A 20138-nucleotide genomic window follows, 5' to 3' on the forward strand; every position below is an offset into this window, starting at 1 on the left:
TTTTTCAAATATGAGCAACAGAAGAAATCCATGAGCTAAGGTTGGTGAAATGATCCAGACGGACGTGCTCCAGACCAATTCAACTCAGCCGAATTCAATCCAACCGACTGGACGCGGCCCCTCCATTCTGGACATTGCCCGGGAGGCGCAGGTCTCGCCCGCAACAGTTTCGCGTGTGCTGAACGGCACGGCCCGCGTTAAGGGCGACAAGGCCCAGCGGGTGCTGGAGGTGGTGGATCGGCTGAACTTCAAACCCAATTCCAACACCTTTGCTCGCAATCTGCTGGCGGGCCGCTTGCGTGCGGTGGGCGTAATCATTCCCGTCTTGCACGACGAATTCTTTGGCACCATCATCACCGGAATAGAGGAGCGCCTGCGGGCCGGGGGCGTGCATCTCCTCTGTGCGCTGGGTCAGGAAAACGGCGACGAGGAACTCATCGCTCTGGAGACCATTCTGAAAGGCCGCCCAGACGGTGTGATAGCCTTCGCCGACTGGCTGCCCGACGCGCCATTGATTGAACTGGAACGCAGCGGCACCCCGGTGGTGCTGCTTAACCGCTCGGTCCCCGAGCTGGCCCACCACTGTCTGCGGCTGGACAACGAGTTGGGTGGCCTTCTGGCCACCGAACACCTGCTGGAGCTGGGCCACCGCCGGATCGCGCACATCACGGGTTCGCTGGACCGTCTGGACGTGCGTGAGCGCTACGCGGGCTATCACGCGGCGCTGCGTCAGGCAGGCGCAGTGCGCGAGGAGGCGCTGGAACTGACCGGCGTGTGGTCTGAGGAAATCGAGGGCGGACGCGCCGCCGTCAAGCGCCTGTACGGGCGCACGAAGTTCACGGCAGTCTTCGCGGCCAACGACTGGCTGGCGCTGGGCGCGGTTCAGGGTCTGCGTGATCTGGGTCTGCGCGTCCCCGAAGACGTCTCGGTGGTGGGCTTCGACAACCGCCGCGTGACCGAGCTGAGCGCCCCGGCCCTGACCGTCATCGACTTCCCGCGCCTGGAGATGGGCCACCTGGCCGCCGAGCATCTGCTCTCGCTACTGGACGGCCTGGACACGCCGCCCCTGCCTCTCCTGACCCCCCGACTCATTGTGCGGGCTTCTACCGCCGCGCCTCCAATGTCCTGATCCCTCCTTCCTGATTTCTGTTTCGCCTGTTGCCAGCCCCTTCCATAAGGCTGGTCCGGCTTCTTGTCACCCAAATTCCCATTATCTGCGCCCTGGAGGAACTCCCATGCCTACCCTGCCCCCTTCCACGCCCTCCGATGTGCTGCGCTACGGCGTCGCCTGGTATCCCGAACACTGGCCTGAGGACCGCTGGCCCGAGGACCTGCGCCTGATGCGGGAGGCAGGCATCAACACCGTCCGCATCTGCGATTTTGCCTGGAGTACCCTGGAACCCGCAGACGGCGTCTTTGAACTTGATTTGTTTGAGCGGGCCATTGAACAGGCCGCCGAATTCGGCATGAAGGTTATCATCGCCACGCCCACGGCCAGTCCGCCTGCGTGGTTGACGGCGGCGCACCCGGACACCCTGGCGGTCAATCAGGACGGTGTCCGCTCTCCGCATGGTGGACGCTGTCACTACAACGTCGGCAGCGCAACGTATCGCCAGTTTGCGAGTCGGATCGCCGGGAAACTGGGCGAGCGCTTCGGCCCGTACCCACAGGTGATCGGCTGGCAGATCGACAACGAGTACAACCGCGCGTCCTACGACGCCGAAACGCGCCTGCGCTTTCAGGACTTTCTGCGCGGACGTTATGGCACCCTGGACGAGCTGAACCGCCGCTGGTGGACACGTTACTGGAGCCAGAGTTACAGCGACTGGGGGCAAATCCCGCTGCCCATCTTTCCCAGCACCGAACACCCCTGGATGGTGCATAACCCAGCCCTGCGCCTGGATTTTCAGCGCTTCATCACACAGCTTTACGCCACCTATCAGCACGAACAGATCGCGGCCATCCGGCCCCACGCCCGCCTGGAGCAGGTCTTCACGCACAACTTCATGGGCTTTTTTGATTTGTTTGATCACTACGCCCTGAGTGACGAGCTGGACGTGGCGGGCTTTGACAACTACATCGGTGACGGTCACCTGGATTTCATCCGCAACGGGGCCGAGCACGACCTGACGCGCGGCCTCAAGCGCCGGAATTACTGGGTGCTGGAAACCCAGGCCGGGGCCACCAACCACATGACCACCAACAACGCGCTGAATATGGGCGAGATCCGCAGCCTGGTCTACCACCAGATCGGCCACGGCGCAGACCTGATCTCGTACTGGCAATGGCGCAGCGCGCTGGGCGGCCAGGAACAGTACTGGGGAACCGTACTGCACCCCGACGGCACACCCCGCCCCCACTACGCCGAGATCGCCCAGATCGGCGCAGAGCTGTCGCAGCTCTCGCCCCATCTGATTGGGACCACCCCCGTATCAGCGGTGGCCCTGCTGCACCGTTACGAGGACCGCTGGGCGCTCAATTTTCACCGCCAGCACGAGGACTTTGATCCCATCGGCCACCTGCTGAGTTACTACCGTCCACTGCGTGAGGCAGGCATCGGCACCGACATCGTGCATCCGCTGGCCCCATTGGAGGGCTATCGTCTGGTGGTGGCCCCGCATCTGCACGGCCTGACCCCGGAAATCTATGAACACCTCAGTAGCTATCTTCGCGGCGGTGGACACCTGATCATCGGGCCACGCAGCGGCGTCAAGGACGACGACAACGCGCTCCTGCCCTCCAAGCAGCCGGGAAAGCTGGCCGAGTGGGCAGGCGTGGAGGTGGAACAGTATTTTTCTCTGCACCAACCTGCGGCCATCGTGGGCATGCTGGGGAGCGGTCAGGCGTCCATCTGGGCCGAGCGTCTGGGCGTGCGGGCAGACGATGTGGAGGTGCTGGCCCGCTACGGCCCCAGCAACGGCTGGCTGGACGGACAGGCCGCCGTGACCACCAGGGCGGTGGGCGCAGGACGAGTCACCGTGGTGGGAGCCTGGCTGGACGCGGAGCTGATGCAAAGCGTGATGGCCGCTGCCCTCCAGCGCAGCGGTGTCCAGACGGCCCTGACACCCCCACCCGGCGTGGAGGTCTGCCGCCGCAGCGGAGCGGCTGGCGAGGTCACAGTGATCATCAACCACAGCGCCACACCACAGACCATTCAGCTCCCGGCGGCGCATGACGCTCTAGGCGGCCAGCAGGTCAGCGGCGACACGCGCCTGGAACCCTACGGCGTGCTGGTGCTGACCGGACAGCTTGAGCGGGACCTGACCCTTCGCCCAGACGCTGAACCCGTCCTAGCCGGAGGTGGGCAATGAGCGAGCAATATACGGTAGGCGTGGACTTCGGCACTTTGTCGGGCCGCGCCGTGCTGGTGCGTGTTCAGGACGGTCAGGAAGTCGCCAGTGCGGTTCACGACTATACCCACGCCGTCATGACCGACTCTCTGCCCGGTGGCCCTGTCCTGCCGCCCGAATGGGCCTTGCAACACCCGCAGGATTATCTGGACGTGCTGGGGCAGACCATCCCGGCGGTCTTGCGGCAAAGTGGGATTGATCCAGATCAGATCATCGGCGTCGGTATTGATTTCACGGCCTGCACGGTGTTGCCCACCACCCGAGACGGCACGCCGCTGTGCTTTCTGCCGCAGTGGGAAGGGACGCCACACGCTTACGTCAAGCTGTGGCGGCATCACGCCGCGCAGCCGCAAGCAGACCGCATCAACGCCGTGGCCGAGCAGCGGGGCGAGCGCTGGCTGCCACGGTACGGGGGCAAGATCAGCGCCGAGTGGGCCATTGCCAAGTTGTTGCAGATTCTGGAAGAGGCTCCACAGGTCTACGCGGCAGCCGAGCGCTTCCTGGAAGCCACCGACTGGGTGACCTGGCAACTGTGTGGCGCAGAGGTTCGCAACGTCTGCACCGCCGGGTACAAGGCGATCTATCAGGACGGCGAGTATCCCTCGCCCGATTATCTCGCGGCCCTGAATCCAGACTTCCGGGATGCCATCAACAAGTTCTCGCGTGACCTGCACCCGTTGGGAGACCGAGCTGGAAGTTTGACCGAAGCGGCGGCCCGTTTAACTGGCCTGAACGTCGGCACGGCTGTCGCGGTGGGCAATGTGGACGCGCATGTGACCGCGCCCGCCGTCGGAGCGACAAGAAGCGGCCAACTGGTAGCGATCATGGGCACCAGCACCTGTCACGTCATGATCGGCGACACCCTGGCAGAAGTGCCGGGCATGTGCGGTGTGGTGGCGGGCGGGATTACCCCTGGTACTTACGGCTACGAGGCTGGGCAGAACGGCGTGGGTGACCTGTTCGGCTGGGTGGTCAAAAAACTGACCCCGCCTGAATACCACACGCTGGCCCAGGAGCGTGGTCTGAGCGTCCACGAACTGCTGACCGAACTGGGCAACACGCAGGCGGTGGGCGAACACGGCCTGCTGGCGCTGGACTGGCTGAGCGGCAACCGCTCGGTGCTGGTGGACACCGATCTGAGCGGCATGATCATGGGGTTGGGATTGTCCACCCGCGCCGAGGACATTTACCGTGCGCTGATCGAAGCCACGGCTTTCGGAACGCGGGTCATCGTGGAGACGTTCAACGCTTCTGGCGTGCCCGTGCGGGAATTCATTGCTGCTGGTGGACTGATCAAAAATCCGGTGCTGATGCAGACCTACGCCGACGTCCTGGGACTGCCGATCAGCATCGCTGGAAGTTCGCAGGCCCCGGCGCTGGGGAGTGCCATGCACGCCGCCGTGGCCGCCGGAGCTTACCTGGACATTCAGTCGGCGGCAGACGGGATGGCGAAAGTCACGCGGGCCGCTTACACGCCTGATGCAGCAAGACACGCCGCCTACACGCAGGTTTATCAGCTCTACAAACATCTACACGATCTGTTCGGGCGCGAGGACCAGACCATGAAAACCCTCAAGCGGCTGCGGGAAGACGCGGTATCCCGTAAGCAAAGAAGTGAGGTCACTGCGTGAACCACACCGAATTGAGGGCAGAACTGCACGCCCTGCATCTGGAACTGCCGAGAAACGGTCTGGTGACGTGGACGAGCGGCAACATTAGCGCCCGTTTGGACGGCGGCTTGCTGATCAAGCCCAGCGGCGTGACTTTTGCGGAGTTGACGCCAGAGAGCATGGTGGTCACTGATCTGAACGCTCAAGTGATTGAGGGTGATCTCAGCCCCAGCAGCGACACGGCCACCCACGCCTATGTCTACCGCCAGATGCCGGAAGTTGGCGGGATCGTGCATACCCACAGCCCTTACGCCACCGCCTGGGCCGCCACCGGACAGGAGATTCCCTGCGTCCTGACTGCGATGGCCGACGAGTTCGGCGGTCCCGTCCCCTGCGGGGGATTTGCCCCCATTGGCGGCGAGGAGATTGGTGCGGAGGTGGTGCGCGTCCTGAAGGGCCACCGCTCACCCGCCATCATTCTCCAGAGCCACGGGGTCTTTACCATCGGCAAAACCCCACTGGCTGCCCTGAAAGCGGCCGTGATGGTGGAGGACGTGGCCCGCACCGTCTTTCTGGCCTATCAACTGGCAGCGGCGCGGGGCGTCGAAGTTCAGACCATCTCGCCCGCCGACATTGACCGCCTGCACCACCGCTACACCCATGTCTACGGACAACAGCAACATCAGGAGACCCCGTGCCCGTGAAGAATCTCGTGACCCCGCAACTCTGGTTCGTCTGTGGCTCGCAGCATCTCTACGGCCCCGAAACGCTGGCGCAGGTGGCAGCGCAGGCCCGGCAGGTCTCGGACGCGCTGGACGGCAGCCCGGCCATTCCCCTTGCCGTCGTCTTCAAGGACGTGATGACCACGCCGGACGACATCCGCCGCCTGTGCCTGGAGGCCAATTCAGACCCGCTGTGCGCCGGACTGGTCCTGTGGATGCACACCTTCAGCCCATCGAAAATGTGGATCGGCGGCCTGAGTGCCTTGAAAAAACCCTTCGTCCACCTGCACACCCAGTTCGAGCGCGATCTGCCCTGGGACCGCATCGACATGGATTATATGAACCTCAACCAGTCGGCGCACGGGGACCGCGAGGCCGGGTTTCTGCACACCCGGTTGCGGCTGGAGCGCAAGGTGGTGGTGGGCCACTGGAGTGACGACGAAGTTCAGGCGCGGCTGGGCGCGTGGGCGCGGGCAGCCTGGGCCTGGTTTGATTGGCAGGGCGCGGCCATCTGCCGTTTCGGCGACAACATGCGTTTCGTGGGCGTCACCGACGGCGACAAGGTCAGCGCCGAGATGAAGTTTGGATTTTCAGTTAACACCTACGCGGTGGGCGATCTGGCTGGGCGTATCCAAGCTGTCTCAGAGAATCAAATAGATGATCTAATCAGAACGTATCTAGCAGAATACGAAGTTGCCCCCGAACTCCAACCCGGCGGCCAACGCCACGACTCGTTGCGGGACGGCGCACGGATTGAAGCGGGGATGCGCGCCTTTCTGGAAGAGGGCGGCTTCAAGGGCTTCACCGATACTTTTGAAGACCTGCACGGCCTGAAACAACTTCCCGGTCTCGCCACCCAGCGCCTGATGGCCGAGGGCTACGGCTTCGGCGGCGAGGGCGACTGGAAAACGGCGGCACTGGTGCGGGCCATGAAGGTCATGGGCCACGGACTGCCGGGCGGCACCTCGTTCATGGAGGATTACACCTACCACCTGGAGCCGGGCAGGCATCAGGTGCTGGGATCGCACATGCTTGAAATCTGCCCCAGCATCGCGGCCCACAAACCCAGGCTGGAGGTACATCCGCTGGGCATCGGCGGCAAGGAAGACCCGGTGCGGCTGGTGTTCGACGCCGAACTGGGCGCGGCCATCAACGTCTCGCTGATTGATCTGGGCAGCCGGTTCCGCCTGATCGTGAACGAGGTGACCTCAGTGGCCCACCCCGGTCTGCCCCACCTGCCTGTAGCGCGGGCAGTCTGGGAATGCCAGCCGGACTTCAAGACCGCCTGCGCCGCCTGGATCTACGGCGGGGGCGCACACCACACCGGTTACAGCGGGGCCGTGACCACCGAGATGATCGAGGATTTTGCGGCGATGGCCGGGGTAGAACTGGCCATTATCGACGGTAACACAGAACTTCGCGCCTTCCGACAGGGTCTCCGGCTCAATGACCTGTACTACCTGCTGGCTCAGGGCCTGCGGGCATGAACACCGAAGAGATGGGACAGGCGGCCAGGATGCCTGCCGCCATCATGAAGGGGGCGGGACACATTGAGCTGGGTCATCTCCCGAAGCCTGTGCCCGCTCCCGGCGAACTGCTCATCCGCGTTCAGGCGTGCAGCGTGTGCGGCTCGGACCTGCACTACTGGCATGAGGGCCGCATCGGGACGGTGGCCTTGGCGGGTGACTTCACGCCGGGTCACGAGTTCGCCGGGGAGGTGACCGGGGGAACAGGCGCGCCGTACGGACTGCCTGACGGCACACTCGTCGCCGTGGACCCCGCCCAGCCCTGCGGCGACTGCTTCTGGTGCCACGAGGGCAACCATCACCTGTGTCCGAACATGACCTTCGTGGGTGCGCCGCCCCATGCAGGTGGCATGGCCGAATATATCTCCGTGCCAGCCAGCACGGTCCACTGCGTTCCGGCAGGGTTTACCCCCGCGCAGGCGGCGCTGCTGGAGCCGCTGGGGGTGGCGCTGCACGCGCTGGATCTCGCCAGGCTGCGGCCTGGCACAAACGTGGCCGTGCTGGGCGCTGGACCGATTGGTCTGTATGTGCTTATGCTCGCGCAGATCAGTGGAGCGCTTCAAGTCAGTGTGATTGAGCCGCTGGCCTACCGCCGGGAGGTGGCCCTGAAGCTTGGTGCGGCGGCGGTCTATTCGGATACGGGCGCGTATCTCGCCGCCGTACAGGACACGCCAACGCGCGGCGCGGACGTGGTCATTGAGGCTACCACCAGCCCGGACGGTCCCCGGCACGCCACGCGGGCGGCCCGCATCGGCGGGAAGGTCATTCTGATCGGCATTCCCGCCGGTGACGAGTTCAGCCTGACCGCTTCGGAGGTGCGCCGCAAGGGCCTGACCATCAAACTCTCGCGCCGCATGGGGAACGTCTACCCGCGCGCCATTCAGCTCGTGGCGCGTGGCCTGGTCGACGTGGAGGCCATCGTCACCCATACCCTGCCACTCGCCCAGGTGCGCCAGGCGTTTGAGTTGTTGGCCGAATACCGGGAGAACGTGATCAAGGTGGTCCTGGAACCGTAATTCACATTTGCGCGTTTGCGCAGTGTCCGCAGCCAGCGAACACGTCTCAATCGTCTCTGCTCTTCGAACAGGCACAAACGGCAGGCCAGAAGACATGTCTGCGCTGGTTACTGTGCTGCGTCTGACCCTCAGCGCGGCAAGACGTAGAGTGCGCCCGCGTCCACGCTGGTCTGATACACCGCGACAGGCTTCACGGCAGGCAGCACTTTCGCCTTGCCGGTGGTCAGCTCGAACTGCGAGCCGTGTCTCTCGCACTTGATCCGTCCCAGACTCACCGCCCCACCCAGTAACGGGTAATCCTGATGGGTACAGTTGTTGCGCAGGGCATAAAATTGCCCCTCGTAGTTCACCACTACCACGCTTTTCCCGTCCACCTCAACCGCTGTCTGGCTCCCCTCGGGGAACTCCGCCGCCTGACCCACGAGAACGCGCATGCCGTGCAGTGTACGTCGCCGGTGCGCGCTGCGGCACCCAGCACCGAGGCAGCCCTGATCTGGCTCTGGTAACGTTGGGCCGTCATCAAATCCTGAGAGCGTATTTTAAAAGGGTCAGGCACCCGGCTCTAGGCGGCGCAACATGAGCCGGATGTTGGCAAGGTAGAACCACGCCTCCGTCGTCTGGGGCAAGCCCTCGTAATCCCGGCTCAATCGGCGGCAGCGGGTCATCCACGCAAAGGTGCGCTCGACCACCCAGCGACGGTGCAACACCACAAAACCCTGTTGTCCCGCCAGTTTTTTGACCACCTCCACGGTCCAGTTCAAGACCTCTTTAGCCCAGGATACGGGTGAACCCATGTAGCCACCATCGGCCCAGATGTGTCGCAGACGTGGAAAACGCTGGGCGAGCAACGCCAGCAAAATCGGCGCTTGCGCCCGATCCTGCACGCTCCCTGTGGTCACCATGACCAGCAGCAGCAAGCCCAGCGTATCCACGGCGATGTGTCGCTTGCGCCCGTTGGTCTTTTTCCCCGCGTCAATGCCACGAATCCCTCCCTGTGGCGCACAGCGCACGGTTTGCGCGTCGATGCTGCCGGCGCTGGGTTCAGGGTTGCGGCCTGCGTTGATGCGGGTTCGGCGCAGCAGGAAGCGGTTGACCGCTTCCCACGTCCCGTCCTGCTGAAACCGCTGAAAGTAGCCGTAGACCGTCTGCCACGCTGGAAAATCGTGAGGAAGATCGCGCCAGGCACAGGCATTCTTGAGAACATAGAAAATTGCGCATATCAGCTCATACATATTGATCGTGCGGGGCCGTCCGCCCGCCTTGGAGGCGGGCAGAAGAGCTTCAAGGCGCTTAAACTGTTTGCGGGTCAGGTCACTGGAGTAACGTTGTCTTCTCATCAACTGCAACGTGCCAGAACTTGGCCCATAGCGCTATGTCCCAGGCACTTTCAAAACACGCTCTGAGATTGTCACGGTCTGCATAGGCTCTAGATGGTGGGCACGAGGTCAAAATACTCGTGATCCTCATTCGCGCCGCCGAAGCCCTGGCCCACCTCCTTCTCGCTGACGACGAATTCAATGCTGCTGATCCACTTGATCATCTTGTACCCCAGTTGATTCTCGGCCCGCAGCCGCAGCGGCGCGCCATGATCGGCCCCCAGACGCTCACCGTTCATCTCATAGGCCAGCAGGCACTGTGGGTGAAGGGCATCTGCCAAGGGCAGCGTCTCGTAATATTCGCCGCCGTACAGGCCCTCACCGAACGAATGGAACACCACCACCTGCGCCTCCAGGCGGGGCCGCACCAGATCAATCAGGGCGCTCATCGGCAGGCCGCCCCACTCGGCCACGCCAGACCAGCCCTGGATACAGTGATGCAGCGTGATCTGATTGTGTTGACCCAGGGCCACAATTTCGTCAAGTGAGAGTTCGACTGGATGGTCTACCAACCCGGACACACGCAACCTGAAGCCTCCAAAGTCTTCAGCAAGCAGCGTCTGCCAGTCCTGAGACGTGGGCAGTTTGCCATTGGACCAGAAGTGCGGGGAGATGTCGTCCCTGCCGAATTCGGCCACGGGTTTCAGCGGGTCAAGCGTCCGCAGGGTCAGCGCCCCGACGGTGCGCCGGGCCGCGAGTTGCAGGGCGCGCGGACGGTGCCACGACACCCAGTAGGCCGCAAACAACACGGCGAGAGCGGCAGTCACCCCCACCAGGCCCAGCATCCATCCGGCAGGTCCACCCGTATCGGTACCCATGACGATGTGGTTCATATTCTGGACAAAGCCTGTGGCAACCACCAGCGCCACATGGATCACCAGGAAGGCCGAGAACCCCACCATCAGCAGGAAATGCAGGGACCGCGCCCCCTGCCGTCCGCCGAACAGGCGTGGATACCAAGCAAAGTGGCCATCCAGCGCGGGCGACATGGCGAGGCCGCTCAGGATGGACAGCGGGGCCATGATGAACACCACGGCAAAATAGGTAAGTTGCTGTAAGGCCTGATACGCAACAAAGCCGTCCGGTTCAGGGGGCAGATGAAAAGTTGCGTAATGGACGAAGATGTTCCAGGCGTCGGAGAGAATGCCCCAGTACGTCGGCACCAGTCGCGCCCAGTGACCCTGCACGAACAGCAGCGCCACGTAGACCACGCCAGTCAGCACCCAGAACAGCACCGAGAGAAAATGCCAATGCCGGGCCACGCCTACGGTATGGCGGTAGCCCGGCAAGCTCCACAGCGGTGAGATGTAGCGGGCATCGTCCTTGGCCGTCCAGACCCGGTCCGTCGGCACCGTCAACGGCGTGAAGCGAATCCACTCCGAGCCGGGGGTGCAGTCCTGATCACGGTAGAGGCGCGGATGGTCCGCCAGGATCGACAGACCGCTGCGGATCAGCAGCAGCGTCAGAACGAAGCTGATGTAGTGCGCCATACGCAGCCAGAGCGGGAAGCCGGACGAACCGGGGAAAGTGCGAACCGGGTCAGCCAGCGCGGGCAAACCAGATACCCCGTACTGAATCCAGGCAATGATGATCGGCAACAGGACCAGCGCCGCTATGCCGATGAGGAGAGACGGACGTATCCAGAGTCCTGGACGGCGATCTTGCGGAAAATGGACCTTGTTGTCCCGTGGACGTGACGAGTGCATAAATCCAGCGCCTCCAAATCAGGGTATCGAGTCGTGCTCACGGGAGGGAGGACGGCCAGACCAGTCAAAGGCCACACTGACGGGTTCACGGTCTGGCTATAAAGACCCTAGTCTTCAGGGACACTCGGCAAGTTGTGGGAAGCGGTGGAGCAACACTCCAGAAAACCCTTCGAGCGGCGTTGCAAGACTGCTCCGTCTCCAGCAGCCTACTCCCCTCAGAGCGTTGCGGCGCGCACAGCGAAGCCACCAGACAGGCTGGTCTTCATCTCACCTCAAACCAGCCGGAACAAGCCGCAGGGCCTGAAATCTTTAAAGGCTCCCTTACCCGCTTAACACCTTTAGAAGCGCAACCTGTGAAGGGGGAAACCATCTTCGCCCACCCACGCGTGAGCAGCGAGCTGGGCCACCATCGCAGAGCAGACGGCTAGATGACGGTCTGCTCATCGGGTGGACCCGACAGGGTCAACGTCGATAAGGGCAGCTTCAACTCCCGACATCCTGGCAAGCGCCAGTGCGGCGATTCTCCCCCATACTTCCGATGTTGCTGTTAGAGGCAATAGGGGACAACTCGAATGGACGGGCGGACGCCCTACGGGCGCGCCACCGCACCACGGACCATGCCGCATCTTCAGCAGGAGGTCATCAACATGACCAGTCTCCGTCCCGACAAAGAACGTCTGGAACAGCAGCGCGGCGAGATAGATCTCAACCAGACGGACCGCAGCCACCACGACGCCTCAGAAAGTGATTTCACCTCGCCCGATCCCACTGTCGAGCATTCCGACGAATTGCTGGAACTCGGTCCCGAGACGGCCAGTATGGGCAGGGAGGACCAACGAGACAGGTTCTTCCGGCACAAGATCATGCTTGAGGAGGCTAAGCGCGCCAGCGAGTTATCTGATCCACTGGACATGTAATACGGATTCCGTTTGTTTCGTGTAGGAATCGGGACTGCGCCGATTCCTACACTCCACGCCCGGCACCCGTTTTTCTCCTTTTCGCTCCGCTCGGATTGCGGGTTTTTCAACACCCTCTAATCGGAGTCCGTATAAAAGCCTGTCCAGCAGGCGTGTCCCCTGGGATGGCCCGCCAGTGGACAGCATCAAGGCCACGACACCATGATGCAGGCCGTTTACTGGCGAGCCCCAAGTAAACCCTGGAGGCACCCCGTGAACCGATCAGATCCCCTCAAGCACAACATGCCCGTGCAAGCCGGAGACGCCCAAGCCGCCCAAAGTTCTGGGCGAGCCGCAGGGCTGAAAAAACCTTTCCTCAGGTTGCGCCGCCACAATGCCCTGCACAGTGGCGGCTGGCGTCAACCCTCTGGATCACCCGCACTGGTGATCCCGCCCCTCATCATTGCTCTGGAGCGCTGGGTGGACGAGGGCGGCTCTGGAGACGACCCGGACGATGACGCGTGGCTCAACCTGGCGCGAACGCCGCCACACCGGCCGAATCAATGATACCGGTGCCAGACGTTCTGCTGCCTGTTCGTTCGCGCGACGGGCCGAGACGGAAACGGGAAAAGCTCATGCAGCGATTCGCCTCACGCCTGCTCATCGGCTCCTTTCTCCTGGTTGCCAGAGCGGCGGACGCTCAAGTCACCCCCCAGTCTCCCCTTGCTTCTCTGCAAATCCAAACCAACGCCCCGACTCATTTCCTGAACCTCTCGGATGGTACGACGGTTGTGAGGCAACAGGGTGCTCTCACCTTACAACTGAAGTTGAACGGAAAAGTTCACCTGTCTTCAAAGGCTCAAGCCTGCACCAACCACCCCGCACTGAGGGTCAGCGCTCTGGACCCTCAAGCCCATTTTACCCTGACGGCACGGAGCTTTACAGCCAGCCACGCTGCAGTGTGGGTCAGTTCCACCGGCAACTGTAAAGATGCAGCCAGTGTGCTGGGAAAACGTACTCTGCATGCGGAAGGCTCCGTTAAGTGGACGATGACCACTGGCAATCGTGTGGACTCCTCGCCCGTCATTGGTCAGGACGGCACAGTTTATATAGGTTCAGGAGATACCAACGTCTACGCCCTCAATCCCGCGACAGGCCAGATGAAATGGAAGTTCAAAACGGGTGGTTACGTCCTCGCTTCGCCTGCCCTGAGTCCAGAGGGGGTGATCTATGTGGGTTCGACTGACACCAACCTTTATGCCCTTAAGCCTGACGGCACAGTCAAGTGGAAGTTCAAGACGGGTGGTTATGTCATTTCCTCAGTGGGTCTGGGGGTGGACGGTATGGTGTATGTCGGCTCCGATGACCACAACGTCTACGCCCTCAACCCCACAACGGGGAGACCCCGGTGGGCGTTCGCTACTGGCGGAATGGTTGAGTCTTCACCTGCCGTGGGCGCGGATGGCACGGTGTACGTTGGCTCAGCAGACACCAACGTTTACGCGCTCCGTCCTGGGACGGGCCGGCCCAGATGGAAGTTCGGCACAGGCGGCTACGTCCTCTTTTCACCCGCTCTGGGTCAAGACGGCACGGTGTATGTCGGTTCCAATGATGGCAACGTCTACGCCCTGGATGCCACCACGGGTCAGTCCAGATGGAAATTCGGGACAGGCAGTCTGGTGACCTCGTCCCCTGCGGTGGGTGGAGACGGCACAATCTATGTCGGGTCCAATGACGGCAACGTGTATGCCCTCAACCCTACGACGGGACATGCCAGGTGGAAGTACAACACAGGCAGTTACGTCGCCTCGTCGCCTGCCATTGGTGCCGATGGTGCAGTGTACGTTGGTTCTCACAACAATTACGTCTATGCCCTTGACCCGATGACTGGTCAGCCCCGCTGGAAGTACAACACGGGCAATCTGGTCATTTCCTCGCCCGCTCTTGGCATGGATGGTACGGTTTATATAGGTTCAGGCCACAAGGTCTATGCCCTGTACTCGCTTTCACGTGGACTGGCGACCAGCAGTTGGCCCAAGTTCCGTCGGGACAACAACAATACTGGACGCTGATAAAGGAAGGTTGGTCTCCAGACTGCCTGTCGCAGCAGTCGGTTGAGATGCAGATGGGGCACAACCGTGACCAGCGCCAGGAACGCACATTCCTCCAGGGTCAGCCCCTCCTCCAACGTCCAAGTCAGGGAAGCTGGGCCAGCCATTCTGTGTGAAGGGTGGTCCCGCCTATCCTCTTGTGGCAGGCTGGTTGGCGACAAGACGGGTGGCGGTGCCGGAACGGGCAAGAGATCAACTGGCGCGGTTGGCAGATTCATCGTTTCCGTAATCGACATCGCTGTAGGCACGGTCACCTGCCCTTCTGGGGTAAGTGCAGGCAGGCGCTCATTGGAACTCAGCGCCAGCCGGGGCATGATCAAGATCAGCGGGATACCGGGCCGGGGATCGGTATAAGTGGTGAACAGTCGGGCCAGGATCAGGATGTTCCTTGAAATGGCACCCTCTCCTCAAAAGAGCCTGCGATTCGTATTCGTCGATTTTTTGTTGTCTGAAACGCTGAATCAGCGATGCGTCTTGAAGAACAACCCGATCTGCCGCCCGATATCCGCGTTCACGTACTGAGGGGTTCAGATGCGGCCCCATCACCCCGATCACTTTGGTTTTCGCGCCCACCCTGCGCGCCAGCGTCGCCAGTAGGAGGCCGTTCTTGACGCCGCTGACGGCCTGATCCTGTGAACTGCTCACCACCAGCAGCGGCGTTTTCGTTCCCACGAACCCGCTGAAATCATTCACGGGATCATGCCCCCGGGTGGACGCTCCAGCGAAAGCTGCCGCGACACTCCGGCCCCGGCTCTTGGACGTCCGCACCGCGTTGTTCAGGTTGACGCGCCCCGCCACCAGGGCCACGGCATTGATGGGAAAGCCCAGCGTGCGCCGGTACGCCGTGAGCGTCGCGGGCAGGCCGCCCATCGAGATGCCCAGGGTGTAGACCCGTCCATCATGCCGGAAGTGGGGGAGGGCCGCGCGGTAGGCCCGCCGAAGGGTGTTGAGTGCCGTCGGACTGCCCCAGGTTTCACGCCCACCATCGCTGCTCAGCAGTAACACAGAGCCCTGAACGTCGATGGCGTCCAACACGTGCTGGACTGGTTTCACGTGACCATGCGCTTGACCGTACTCGGCCAGATGGCCAGGGGCCTCCCCAGAGATATTGAGGCATTGAACTACGTTCCTGAACGATTGGAGCGAGCTAAGTACCATCTCTGGCACGGTCATGTGGGTCAGGGCTTCGAGGAACTCAGTGACCTGGAAATGGAGCTGTCCAGCGCGCTGGACAGCCCACAGGTGGATCCCGCCTGCCTTCGGAAGATGAAAAAGTACGTGGTGGAGACGATGGGCTACATCGGTAACAACCATGCCTACATGGTGAACTATAGCGAGTGGTACCGGGCGGGCGAGCGTATTTCAACAGGCTTTGTCGAATCGGCGGTCAATCAGGTCATCAGCAAGCGGTTCGTCAAGAAGCAGTCGATGGGTTGGACGCCGCGCGGTGCCCACCTGCTGCTTCAGATCAGGACCCAGGTCCTCAACAACGAACTCGAAGACCTGTTCCGCCAGTGGTATCCGGCCTTCAGGAAAGCAGCTTAGCCCCTGGAATTTGGTGACCTCCTATTCGGGACGCTGGTATTACTTACCCACACACGGTTGCTGGGTGTTGTCCCCCGGCCCACCTGGGCAGTCTATGGGCCGCAACACTTCCTGAACACTTGGAGCCTATGCTCGCGGCCAGGAGGTCGACATGAACCGTATACGACTGATTCTCATACTGGTGGCCCTCTCTGGCAGTGCGTTCGCCCATCCGGCCAGCCAAGCCATCCGTGTTCCCGGAGGCTCCTACTCACAGGTGACGCCCCAGACACTCAACGCTCAGTTGAAAAGCAAGGACTTCCTCCTGATCAATGTCCATATTCCCTACGAGGGGGAGCTTCAGAACACTGATCTCTTCTTGCCCTTCGATCAGATGAACGCCACCCCGGTCCTGCCACGCGCGAAGAACGCCGAAATCGTGGTGTACTGCCGCTCGGGCAGCATGAGTGCGCTGGCCGTGCGCGCCCTGGTCCGCCGGGGCTACACCAATGTTCGCGAGCTGCGCGGCGGCATGAATGCCTGGACAGCGGCGGGCTTTGAGCTGAAGTCCTTGCCGGAAGCGTCCTTCGTTCGGCCAGATGGCTTCCCGGCCATCAGCTTTTCTGGGAAAGGGCCGTGACGGGCGCGGTAAATATTGACCTGATCCTGGCCGTCTGGTTCGGCCTGACCGCACTGGCCGTCGCCTACGTCGCCATGCCCATCATTAAGCGGGTGTGGTCACCACAGGGCCAACGCTAGGTGGCACGGGTCAACCATCGGTTCGACTGGTTGTATGTCTACGGCTTTGTCCATCCCCACAGCGGAAAAACCATGTGGTACCTGCTTCCTGCGGTGAACACACCCGCGATGCAGACGGTGCTGGACAGCTTTGCAGTGGCAACTGGGGCAGAACCGGACAAGCATGTGGTGCTTGTCCTGGACAACGCGGGCTGGCATACCAGCCGTGAGTTGGTAGTGCCCGATGGCATCACCCTGCTGTTTCTGCCTCCCTATTCTCCAGAATTGCAGCCCGCAGAACGGTTGTGGGATGGGGTGGATGCCCCACTCTCCAACCGAACCTTTGGAGACCTGGACGAGCTTCAGGGCGTCGTGGACGCGCAGTGCGTTCGACTGATGGCCCAGGAAATGCGGATTCGTGGATTGACCCACTTCCACTGGTGACCCAATTGTTAGTTATTTTTTCGCAATCCGTATTACCCGATCCACTAGACCTGTAATGGACAGTCTAGAACGCGTGACCCAGTTGCTGGGCTGGCACGCTGGTTAAGTTCCCGGTAGCCCACAGAGCATACGAGACGACTGGGTCTAGCCGACGCCCAGATCGGCGACGGCCCGCGCGATCAGGAAAGCAGCCCCAGCCGCCAGGCCACCTACCAGCGTCGTCTGCAGGGCGCTCCCCATCACGTTGACCCCCGTGAAGCGGGCTTTGACCGCGCCGAACACGGCCAGTGCCAGCAGGGTGACGATCACCGAGATCCTTAACGCCTCACCGATAGGCAGTCCGAAAGCGTAAGGGATCAACGGAATTAACCCTCCCACCACGTACGAGCCGCCGATGGTCAGGGCACTTTTTGGGGCGCGTGAGGGATCAGGCCTGACGGCCTGACACAAAGTATGAGAAAGCGTCCCTGGTAGGGGACACTTTCCGTCTGTGACAACCGAAAATGCTACCGGGGACGCGCCCCGACTGTATCAAGCCGTTTTCGCCCACATCCAGCAGGGGTTGTGGAACGACATCCGCAACGCACATCCACTGGCCTGGATGGTGACGGGCTTTCTGCTTTCCCAGCGCAGTTCCATCCCCGCTTGGCTCCCCCACATCCACTCCCGTGCCACGTTCGCCCAAAGCAGCGAACGCCGCGTTCGTCGGTGGCTGGAGAATCCAGCCATCGACTGTGGCAGCATTTACGGCCCACTCATGACCCGTGCCCTGCGCGATTGGGGCGGTCAGACCCTGATCCTGGCGCTGGACACCAGCGTCCTGTTCGAGAAATTCTGCCTGATCCGTGTCTTGGTCCTCTTCAGAGGTCGAGCGGTCCCGCTCGTCTCACGCGTCCTCGAACATTCCAGCGCGCAGGTCAGCACTGATCACCTGCTGCCCATCTTGGCCGAGGTCAAAGGGCTGCTGGATTTCGTGGGCATCCATCAGGTCCGCCTGCTGGCGGACCGCGGCTTCTGCGACACAGACCTGATGGGCAGGCCTTCAGTTCTGCGGATGGCACTCCCGCATCCGCATCAAGTCAAGCCTGATTCTGGCGGCCCCCGACGGCCAGCGGCTGTGCAAGGTGCGTGACGTGCAGCTCTTGCCCAGAGAAACGCGCTGCTTCCACAACATCACCCTCACCCAAAAGCATTTCGGTCCTGTTCATATCGCTCTGGGCCGTCCGTCGGACGGCCCAGAGCAGTGGCAGGTGGTCAGCGACGAACCGACGAGCGTGGAGACCTTTGCTGAGTACGGCGAGCGCTTCCAGATTGAGGAAGGCTTCCTGGACGAGAAAAGTGGGTTGTTTGGGTTGGAAGATTCCGAAGTGCGAGATGCGCCCAGTCTCGAACGGTTGCTGACCGTGCTGGCCGTGGCGACATTGCTGCTTGTCTCTGAAGGCATCGAGGTAGGGCAGCGTGGGGACCGGGCGTGTCGTCGATCCCCACTGGCGGCGCGCACTGAGGGACCTCAAAATCGGTCTGCGGGCAGTGCATCACGCGCTGAGTCGTGGTCAGGCGATGTTCGCGCGACTGACACTCCAGGGTGGGCTAGACCCTGAGCCCCCAAGTCAACGGAAGCGCCCTCAAGCCCCTCCTCAGACCACACTGGAGGTCGGCTGGCAGCTCGTTTTCTGTTCACTCTCTCAGCTCGACTTTGGCCATCGAGACGTGTCAGGCGGCGTAGCAGAGTGCGTCTGCAAGGCGCTCAATAAATTCCAGTGGGACTTTAATCATTTCGCGTCCTGGCGCAGACATGCGAAAAGTCGGCACCTTCCATCATGCTCGCCGAACCTCGGCGAACGCATCGACAAAGGTCGGCAAGGTCTTGTCATACCAGGCGGCACGACGAACCCAAACATCATGGCCATGCCAGCGCTCGTGAGCCATGAGAGTCACAAGCGAGAACAGCCCCAGCAACGCTGGGGTTGTTCTCGCAATGGCTAGGTCGGTCCACTGCCGTTGTGTTTCCACACCCAGGTGAGCTCGAACTTCTTCAAAGGTGACTTCGAGTTGCCAGCGCTGTACGAAGGACTCCAAGATCTGAACTGGACTCAGCAGAAGGTCTGTACAGAGCAGTGCCTGAGTGGAGAACTGGCCCTGTGGGTCGCGGATCAAGACCCACCGGAGTGGAAGAGGCGGTTTGCCAGGGTGATACCAGATTGCCGTCTGAGAAACGAGGTCCACCTCCCGCAGGGTTTCACCGTACCAACGGGTCAACCGGACACGCTGCCAGCACGTGTCTGCAGCGTTCGCGACAGCGGCCAGCGCCGGGAGGCGCTGGCCCTTCATTTTGGGCCGCCCCTTCTGGCCGGCCTGTCGTTCAGGGGCCGGCTCGTACAGAGCGGCATCCAGGCGGAGTCTGGTGATGACGGTGATCGGACGGCCCTGCTGGAGGTCGGCGAGCCACCTGATGACCGCGTATGCGCTGTCCGCTACCACGATCAACTGCCGTCCAGGACACCAACGCTGCACCACACGCAGCATCTGCCGGGCCCAGTCGGTCAGGGTCTTATGCCGGTGACCGCGCTCTTCGTGGTAGCGCTGTGACGGCACGAGTGCCGTCAGGAACGGCAGCGCCCAGATACGATTGGCCCAGGGAATGGGGGTCAGCAGCATCAAGCTCAGCCAGCGGAGACCGCCGGCTTTCACGAAGTGCCCCTGGCTGGACCGCACCGGGTCGCGGTAGATGCCTCGAGCGCTGATCTTTTTGCCGGTTCGTCGTTCGATAGTGTCGTCCAGGCCGAGGATCAGCGGCCCAGAGGGAACGAAAGCGGCCAGGAGCAGGCTGAGCAGCACCCGACTGGCCTGAAGACTGGACCAGCGCGCCCGACTCAACAGGCGGTGAAACGTACCGAACCTGGGATCGTCTGCCAATCCGAGGACCCGGAGAGCGGCGGTCACCGTCCGCTTCCCAGGCGACAAAATTGCCCCAATCACCAAGCGTTGAACCTGCGGCCAGACCGCGTGGAAAAGAGCGGGGCGAACTCGTCCAAGATCCGAGTGAACCACTTCGGAAGGAGTGCCATGCTCAAGTCTGACAGGGGAGCAGCATGCTGCTCCCCTGTCAATGGCCAAAG

The 20138-nt window shown here is 62.1% G+C and carries 20 protein-coding genes; 14 read left to right on the top strand and 6 right to left on the bottom strand.

Going from position 1 to position 20138, the window contains the following annotated elements; genetic code table 11:
• Positions 1–49 precede the first annotated feature (49 nt).
• From BOO71_RS15870 to BOO71_RS15895, 6 genes are all read left to right on the top strand, one after another.
• On the top strand, positions 50–1129 hold the full coding sequence (locus tag BOO71_RS15870; RefSeq protein WP_083653271.1) for a LacI family DNA-binding transcriptional regulator: 1080 nt from the start codon (positions 50–52) through the stop codon (positions 1127–1129).
• A 106-nt stretch (positions 1130–1235) separates the two neighbouring features.
• Entirely contained in the window at positions 1236–3311 is a 2076-nt protein-coding gene (locus BOO71_RS15875; RefSeq protein ID WP_075831572.1) for a beta-galactosidase, read from the top strand.
• Entirely contained in the window at positions 3308–4981 is a 1674-nt protein-coding gene (gene araB, locus BOO71_RS15880; RefSeq protein ID WP_075831571.1) for a ribulokinase, read from the top strand. The genes BOO71_RS15875 and araB overlap by 4 nt, the downstream gene beginning before the upstream one ends.
• Positions 4978–5664 (top strand): L-ribulose-5-phosphate 4-epimerase, encoded by a 687-nt coding sequence (locus tag BOO71_RS15885; protein WP_217694878.1) that lies wholly within the window; start codon positions 4978–4980, stop codon positions 5662–5664. Before araB ends, BOO71_RS15885 begins: the two co-directional genes overlap by 4 nt.
• Entirely contained in the window at positions 5655–7169 is a 1515-nt protein-coding gene (araA, locus tag BOO71_RS15890; protein ID WP_217694877.1) for an L-arabinose isomerase, read from the top strand. Before BOO71_RS15885 ends, araA begins: the two co-directional genes overlap by 10 nt.
• On the top strand, positions 7166–8224 hold the full coding sequence (locus BOO71_RS15895; RefSeq protein WP_139322847.1) for a zinc-dependent alcohol dehydrogenase: 1059 nt from the start codon (positions 7166–7168) through the stop codon (positions 8222–8224). Before araA ends, BOO71_RS15895 begins: the two co-directional genes overlap by 4 nt.
• A 128-nt stretch (positions 8225–8352) precedes the next feature.
• Here BOO71_RS15895 and BOO71_RS15900 read toward each other — a convergent pair whose 3' ends face one another.
• The 3 genes from BOO71_RS15900 to BOO71_RS15910 all read right to left on the bottom strand — a co-directional run bounded on the left by BOO71_RS15900 (position 8353) and on the right by BOO71_RS15910 (position 11306).
• Positions 8353–8658, bottom strand: a complete 306-nt coding sequence (locus BOO71_RS15900) for a non-heme iron oxygenase ferredoxin subunit (protein ID WP_075831570.1) — start codon at positions 8656–8658, stop codon at positions 8353–8355.
• Between the two features lie 114 nt (positions 8659–8772).
• The gene (locus BOO71_RS15905) at positions 8773–9561 is read right to left on the bottom strand and encodes an IS5 family transposase (RefSeq protein WP_083653269.1); all 789 of its coding nucleotides are present in this window, start codon (positions 9559–9561) and stop codon (positions 8773–8775) included.
• A gap of 89 nt (positions 9562–9650) precedes the next feature.
• Positions 9651–11306, bottom strand: coding sequence for a molybdopterin-dependent oxidoreductase (locus tag BOO71_RS15910; RefSeq protein WP_075831568.1), 1656 nt, complete (start codon positions 11304–11306; stop codon positions 9651–9653).
• Between the two features lie 647 nt (positions 11307–11953).
• Here BOO71_RS15910 and BOO71_RS15915 point away from each other — a divergent pair.
• Together BOO71_RS15915 and BOO71_RS15920 are read left to right on the top strand one after the other, a co-directional pair.
• A complete protein-coding gene (locus tag BOO71_RS15915) occupies positions 11954–12223 on the top strand; it encodes a hypothetical protein (RefSeq protein ID WP_139322846.1) in 270 nt (89 codons plus the stop codon).
• Positions 12224–12837: 614 nt separating this feature from the next.
• A complete protein-coding gene (locus tag BOO71_RS15920; RefSeq protein WP_075831566.1) occupies positions 12838–14274 on the top strand; it encodes an outer membrane protein assembly factor BamB family protein in 1437 nt (478 codons plus the stop codon).
• Between the two features lie 324 nt (positions 14275–14598).
• On the opposite strand, the gene BOO71_RS15925 is transcribed toward BOO71_RS15920, so the two are convergent.
• Positions 14599–15318: a hypothetical protein gene (locus BOO71_RS15925; protein WP_139322845.1), complete on the bottom strand. Its 720-nt coding sequence runs from the start codon at positions 15316–15318 to the stop codon at positions 14599–14601.
• A gap of 48 nt (positions 15319–15366) precedes the next feature.
• Here BOO71_RS15925 and BOO71_RS15930 point away from each other — a divergent pair, with 48 nt between their 5' ends.
• The 4 genes from BOO71_RS15930 to BOO71_RS15940 all read left to right on the top strand — a co-directional run bounded on the left by BOO71_RS15930 (position 15367) and on the right by BOO71_RS15940 (position 17019).
• Positions 15367–15858 (top strand): hypothetical protein, encoded by a 492-nt coding sequence (locus tag BOO71_RS15930; protein WP_139322844.1) that lies wholly within the window; start codon positions 15367–15369, stop codon positions 15856–15858.
• Between the two features lie 151 nt (positions 15859–16009).
• Entirely contained in the window at positions 16010–16477 is a 468-nt protein-coding gene (locus BOO71_RS15935) for a rhodanese-like domain-containing protein (protein ID WP_075831564.1), read from the top strand.
• Entirely contained in the window at positions 16474–16596 is a 123-nt protein-coding gene (locus tag BOO71_RS29080; RefSeq protein ID WP_303046722.1) for a hypothetical protein, read from the top strand. The genes BOO71_RS15935 and BOO71_RS29080 overlap by 4 nt, the downstream gene beginning before the upstream one ends.
• Positions 16597–17019 (top strand): IS630 family transposase, encoded by a 423-nt coding sequence (locus tag BOO71_RS15940; RefSeq protein ID WP_083653263.1) that lies wholly within the window; start codon positions 16597–16599, stop codon positions 17017–17019.
• 144 nt (positions 17020–17163) lie between these two features.
• On the opposite strand, the gene BOO71_RS15945 is transcribed toward BOO71_RS15940, so the two are convergent.
• On the bottom strand, positions 17164–17469 hold the full coding sequence (locus BOO71_RS15945) for a VIT1/CCC1 transporter family protein (protein WP_083653261.1): 306 nt from the start codon (positions 17467–17469) through the stop codon (positions 17164–17166).
• A 40-nt stretch (positions 17470–17509) separates the two neighbouring features.
• Here BOO71_RS15945 and BOO71_RS27060 point away from each other — a divergent pair, with 40 nt between their 5' ends.
• Positions 17510–18151: a hypothetical protein gene (locus BOO71_RS27060; RefSeq protein WP_075831563.1), complete on the top strand. Its 642-nt coding sequence runs from the start codon at positions 17510–17512 to the stop codon at positions 18149–18151.
• Between the two features lies 1 nt (position 18152).
• Positions 18153–18620 carry a hypothetical protein gene (locus BOO71_RS27065; protein WP_139322843.1) on the top strand — a complete coding sequence of 156 codons (468 nt, stop codon included), beginning with the start codon at positions 18153–18155 and terminating at the stop codon, positions 18618–18620.
• Between the two features lie 217 nt (positions 18621–18837).
• Here BOO71_RS27065 and BOO71_RS15960 read toward each other — a convergent pair whose 3' ends face one another.
• The gene (locus BOO71_RS15960) at positions 18838–20070 is read right to left on the bottom strand and encodes an IS701 family transposase (protein WP_439823022.1); all 1233 of its coding nucleotides are present in this window, start codon (positions 20068–20070) and stop codon (positions 18838–18840) included.
• Between the last annotated feature and the right edge of the window lie 68 nt (positions 20071–20138).

It is taken from the genome of Deinococcus marmoris (assembly GCF_001949125.1).
In the GTDB taxonomy this organism is placed as follows: Bacteria; Deinococcota; Deinococci; order Deinococcales; family Deinococcaceae; genus Deinococcus; species Deinococcus marmoris_A.

What these genes read in the sequence shown, in the direction of transcription:
- BOO71_RS15870 (WP_083653271.1), top strand. Translation starts at nt 50, where the DNA reads ATGATCCAGACGGACGTGCTCCAGACCAATTCAACTCAGCCGAATTCA.
- BOO71_RS15875 (WP_075831572.1), top strand. Translation starts at nt 1,236, where the DNA reads ATGCCTACCCTGCCCCCTTCCACGCCCTCCGATGTGCTGCGCTACGGC.
- araB (WP_075831571.1), top strand. Translation starts at nt 3,308, where the DNA reads ATGAGCGAGCAATATACGGTAGGCGTGGACTTCGGCACTTTGTCGGGC.
- BOO71_RS15895 (WP_139322847.1), top strand. Translation starts at nt 7,166, where the DNA reads ATGAACACCGAAGAGATGGGACAGGCGGCCAGGATGCCTGCCGCCATC.
- BOO71_RS15900 (WP_075831570.1), bottom strand. Translation starts at nt 8,658, where the DNA reads ATGCGCGTTCTCGTGGGTCAGGCGGCGGAGTTCCCCGAGGGGAGCCAG.
- BOO71_RS15905 (WP_083653269.1), bottom strand. Translation starts at nt 9,561, where the DNA reads ATGAGAAGACAACGTTACTCCAGTGACCTGACCCGCAAACAGTTTAAG.
- BOO71_RS15910 (WP_075831568.1), bottom strand. Translation starts at nt 11,306, where the DNA reads ATGCACTCGTCACGTCCACGGGACAACAAGGTCCATTTTCCGCAAGAT.
- BOO71_RS15915 (WP_139322846.1), top strand. Translation starts at nt 11,954, where the DNA reads ATGACCAGTCTCCGTCCCGACAAAGAACGTCTGGAACAGCAGCGCGGC.
- BOO71_RS15920 (WP_075831566.1), top strand. Translation starts at nt 12,838, where the DNA reads ATGCAGCGATTCGCCTCACGCCTGCTCATCGGCTCCTTTCTCCTGGTT.
- BOO71_RS15935 (WP_075831564.1), top strand. Translation starts at nt 16,010, where the DNA reads ATGAACCGTATACGACTGATTCTCATACTGGTGGCCCTCTCTGGCAGT.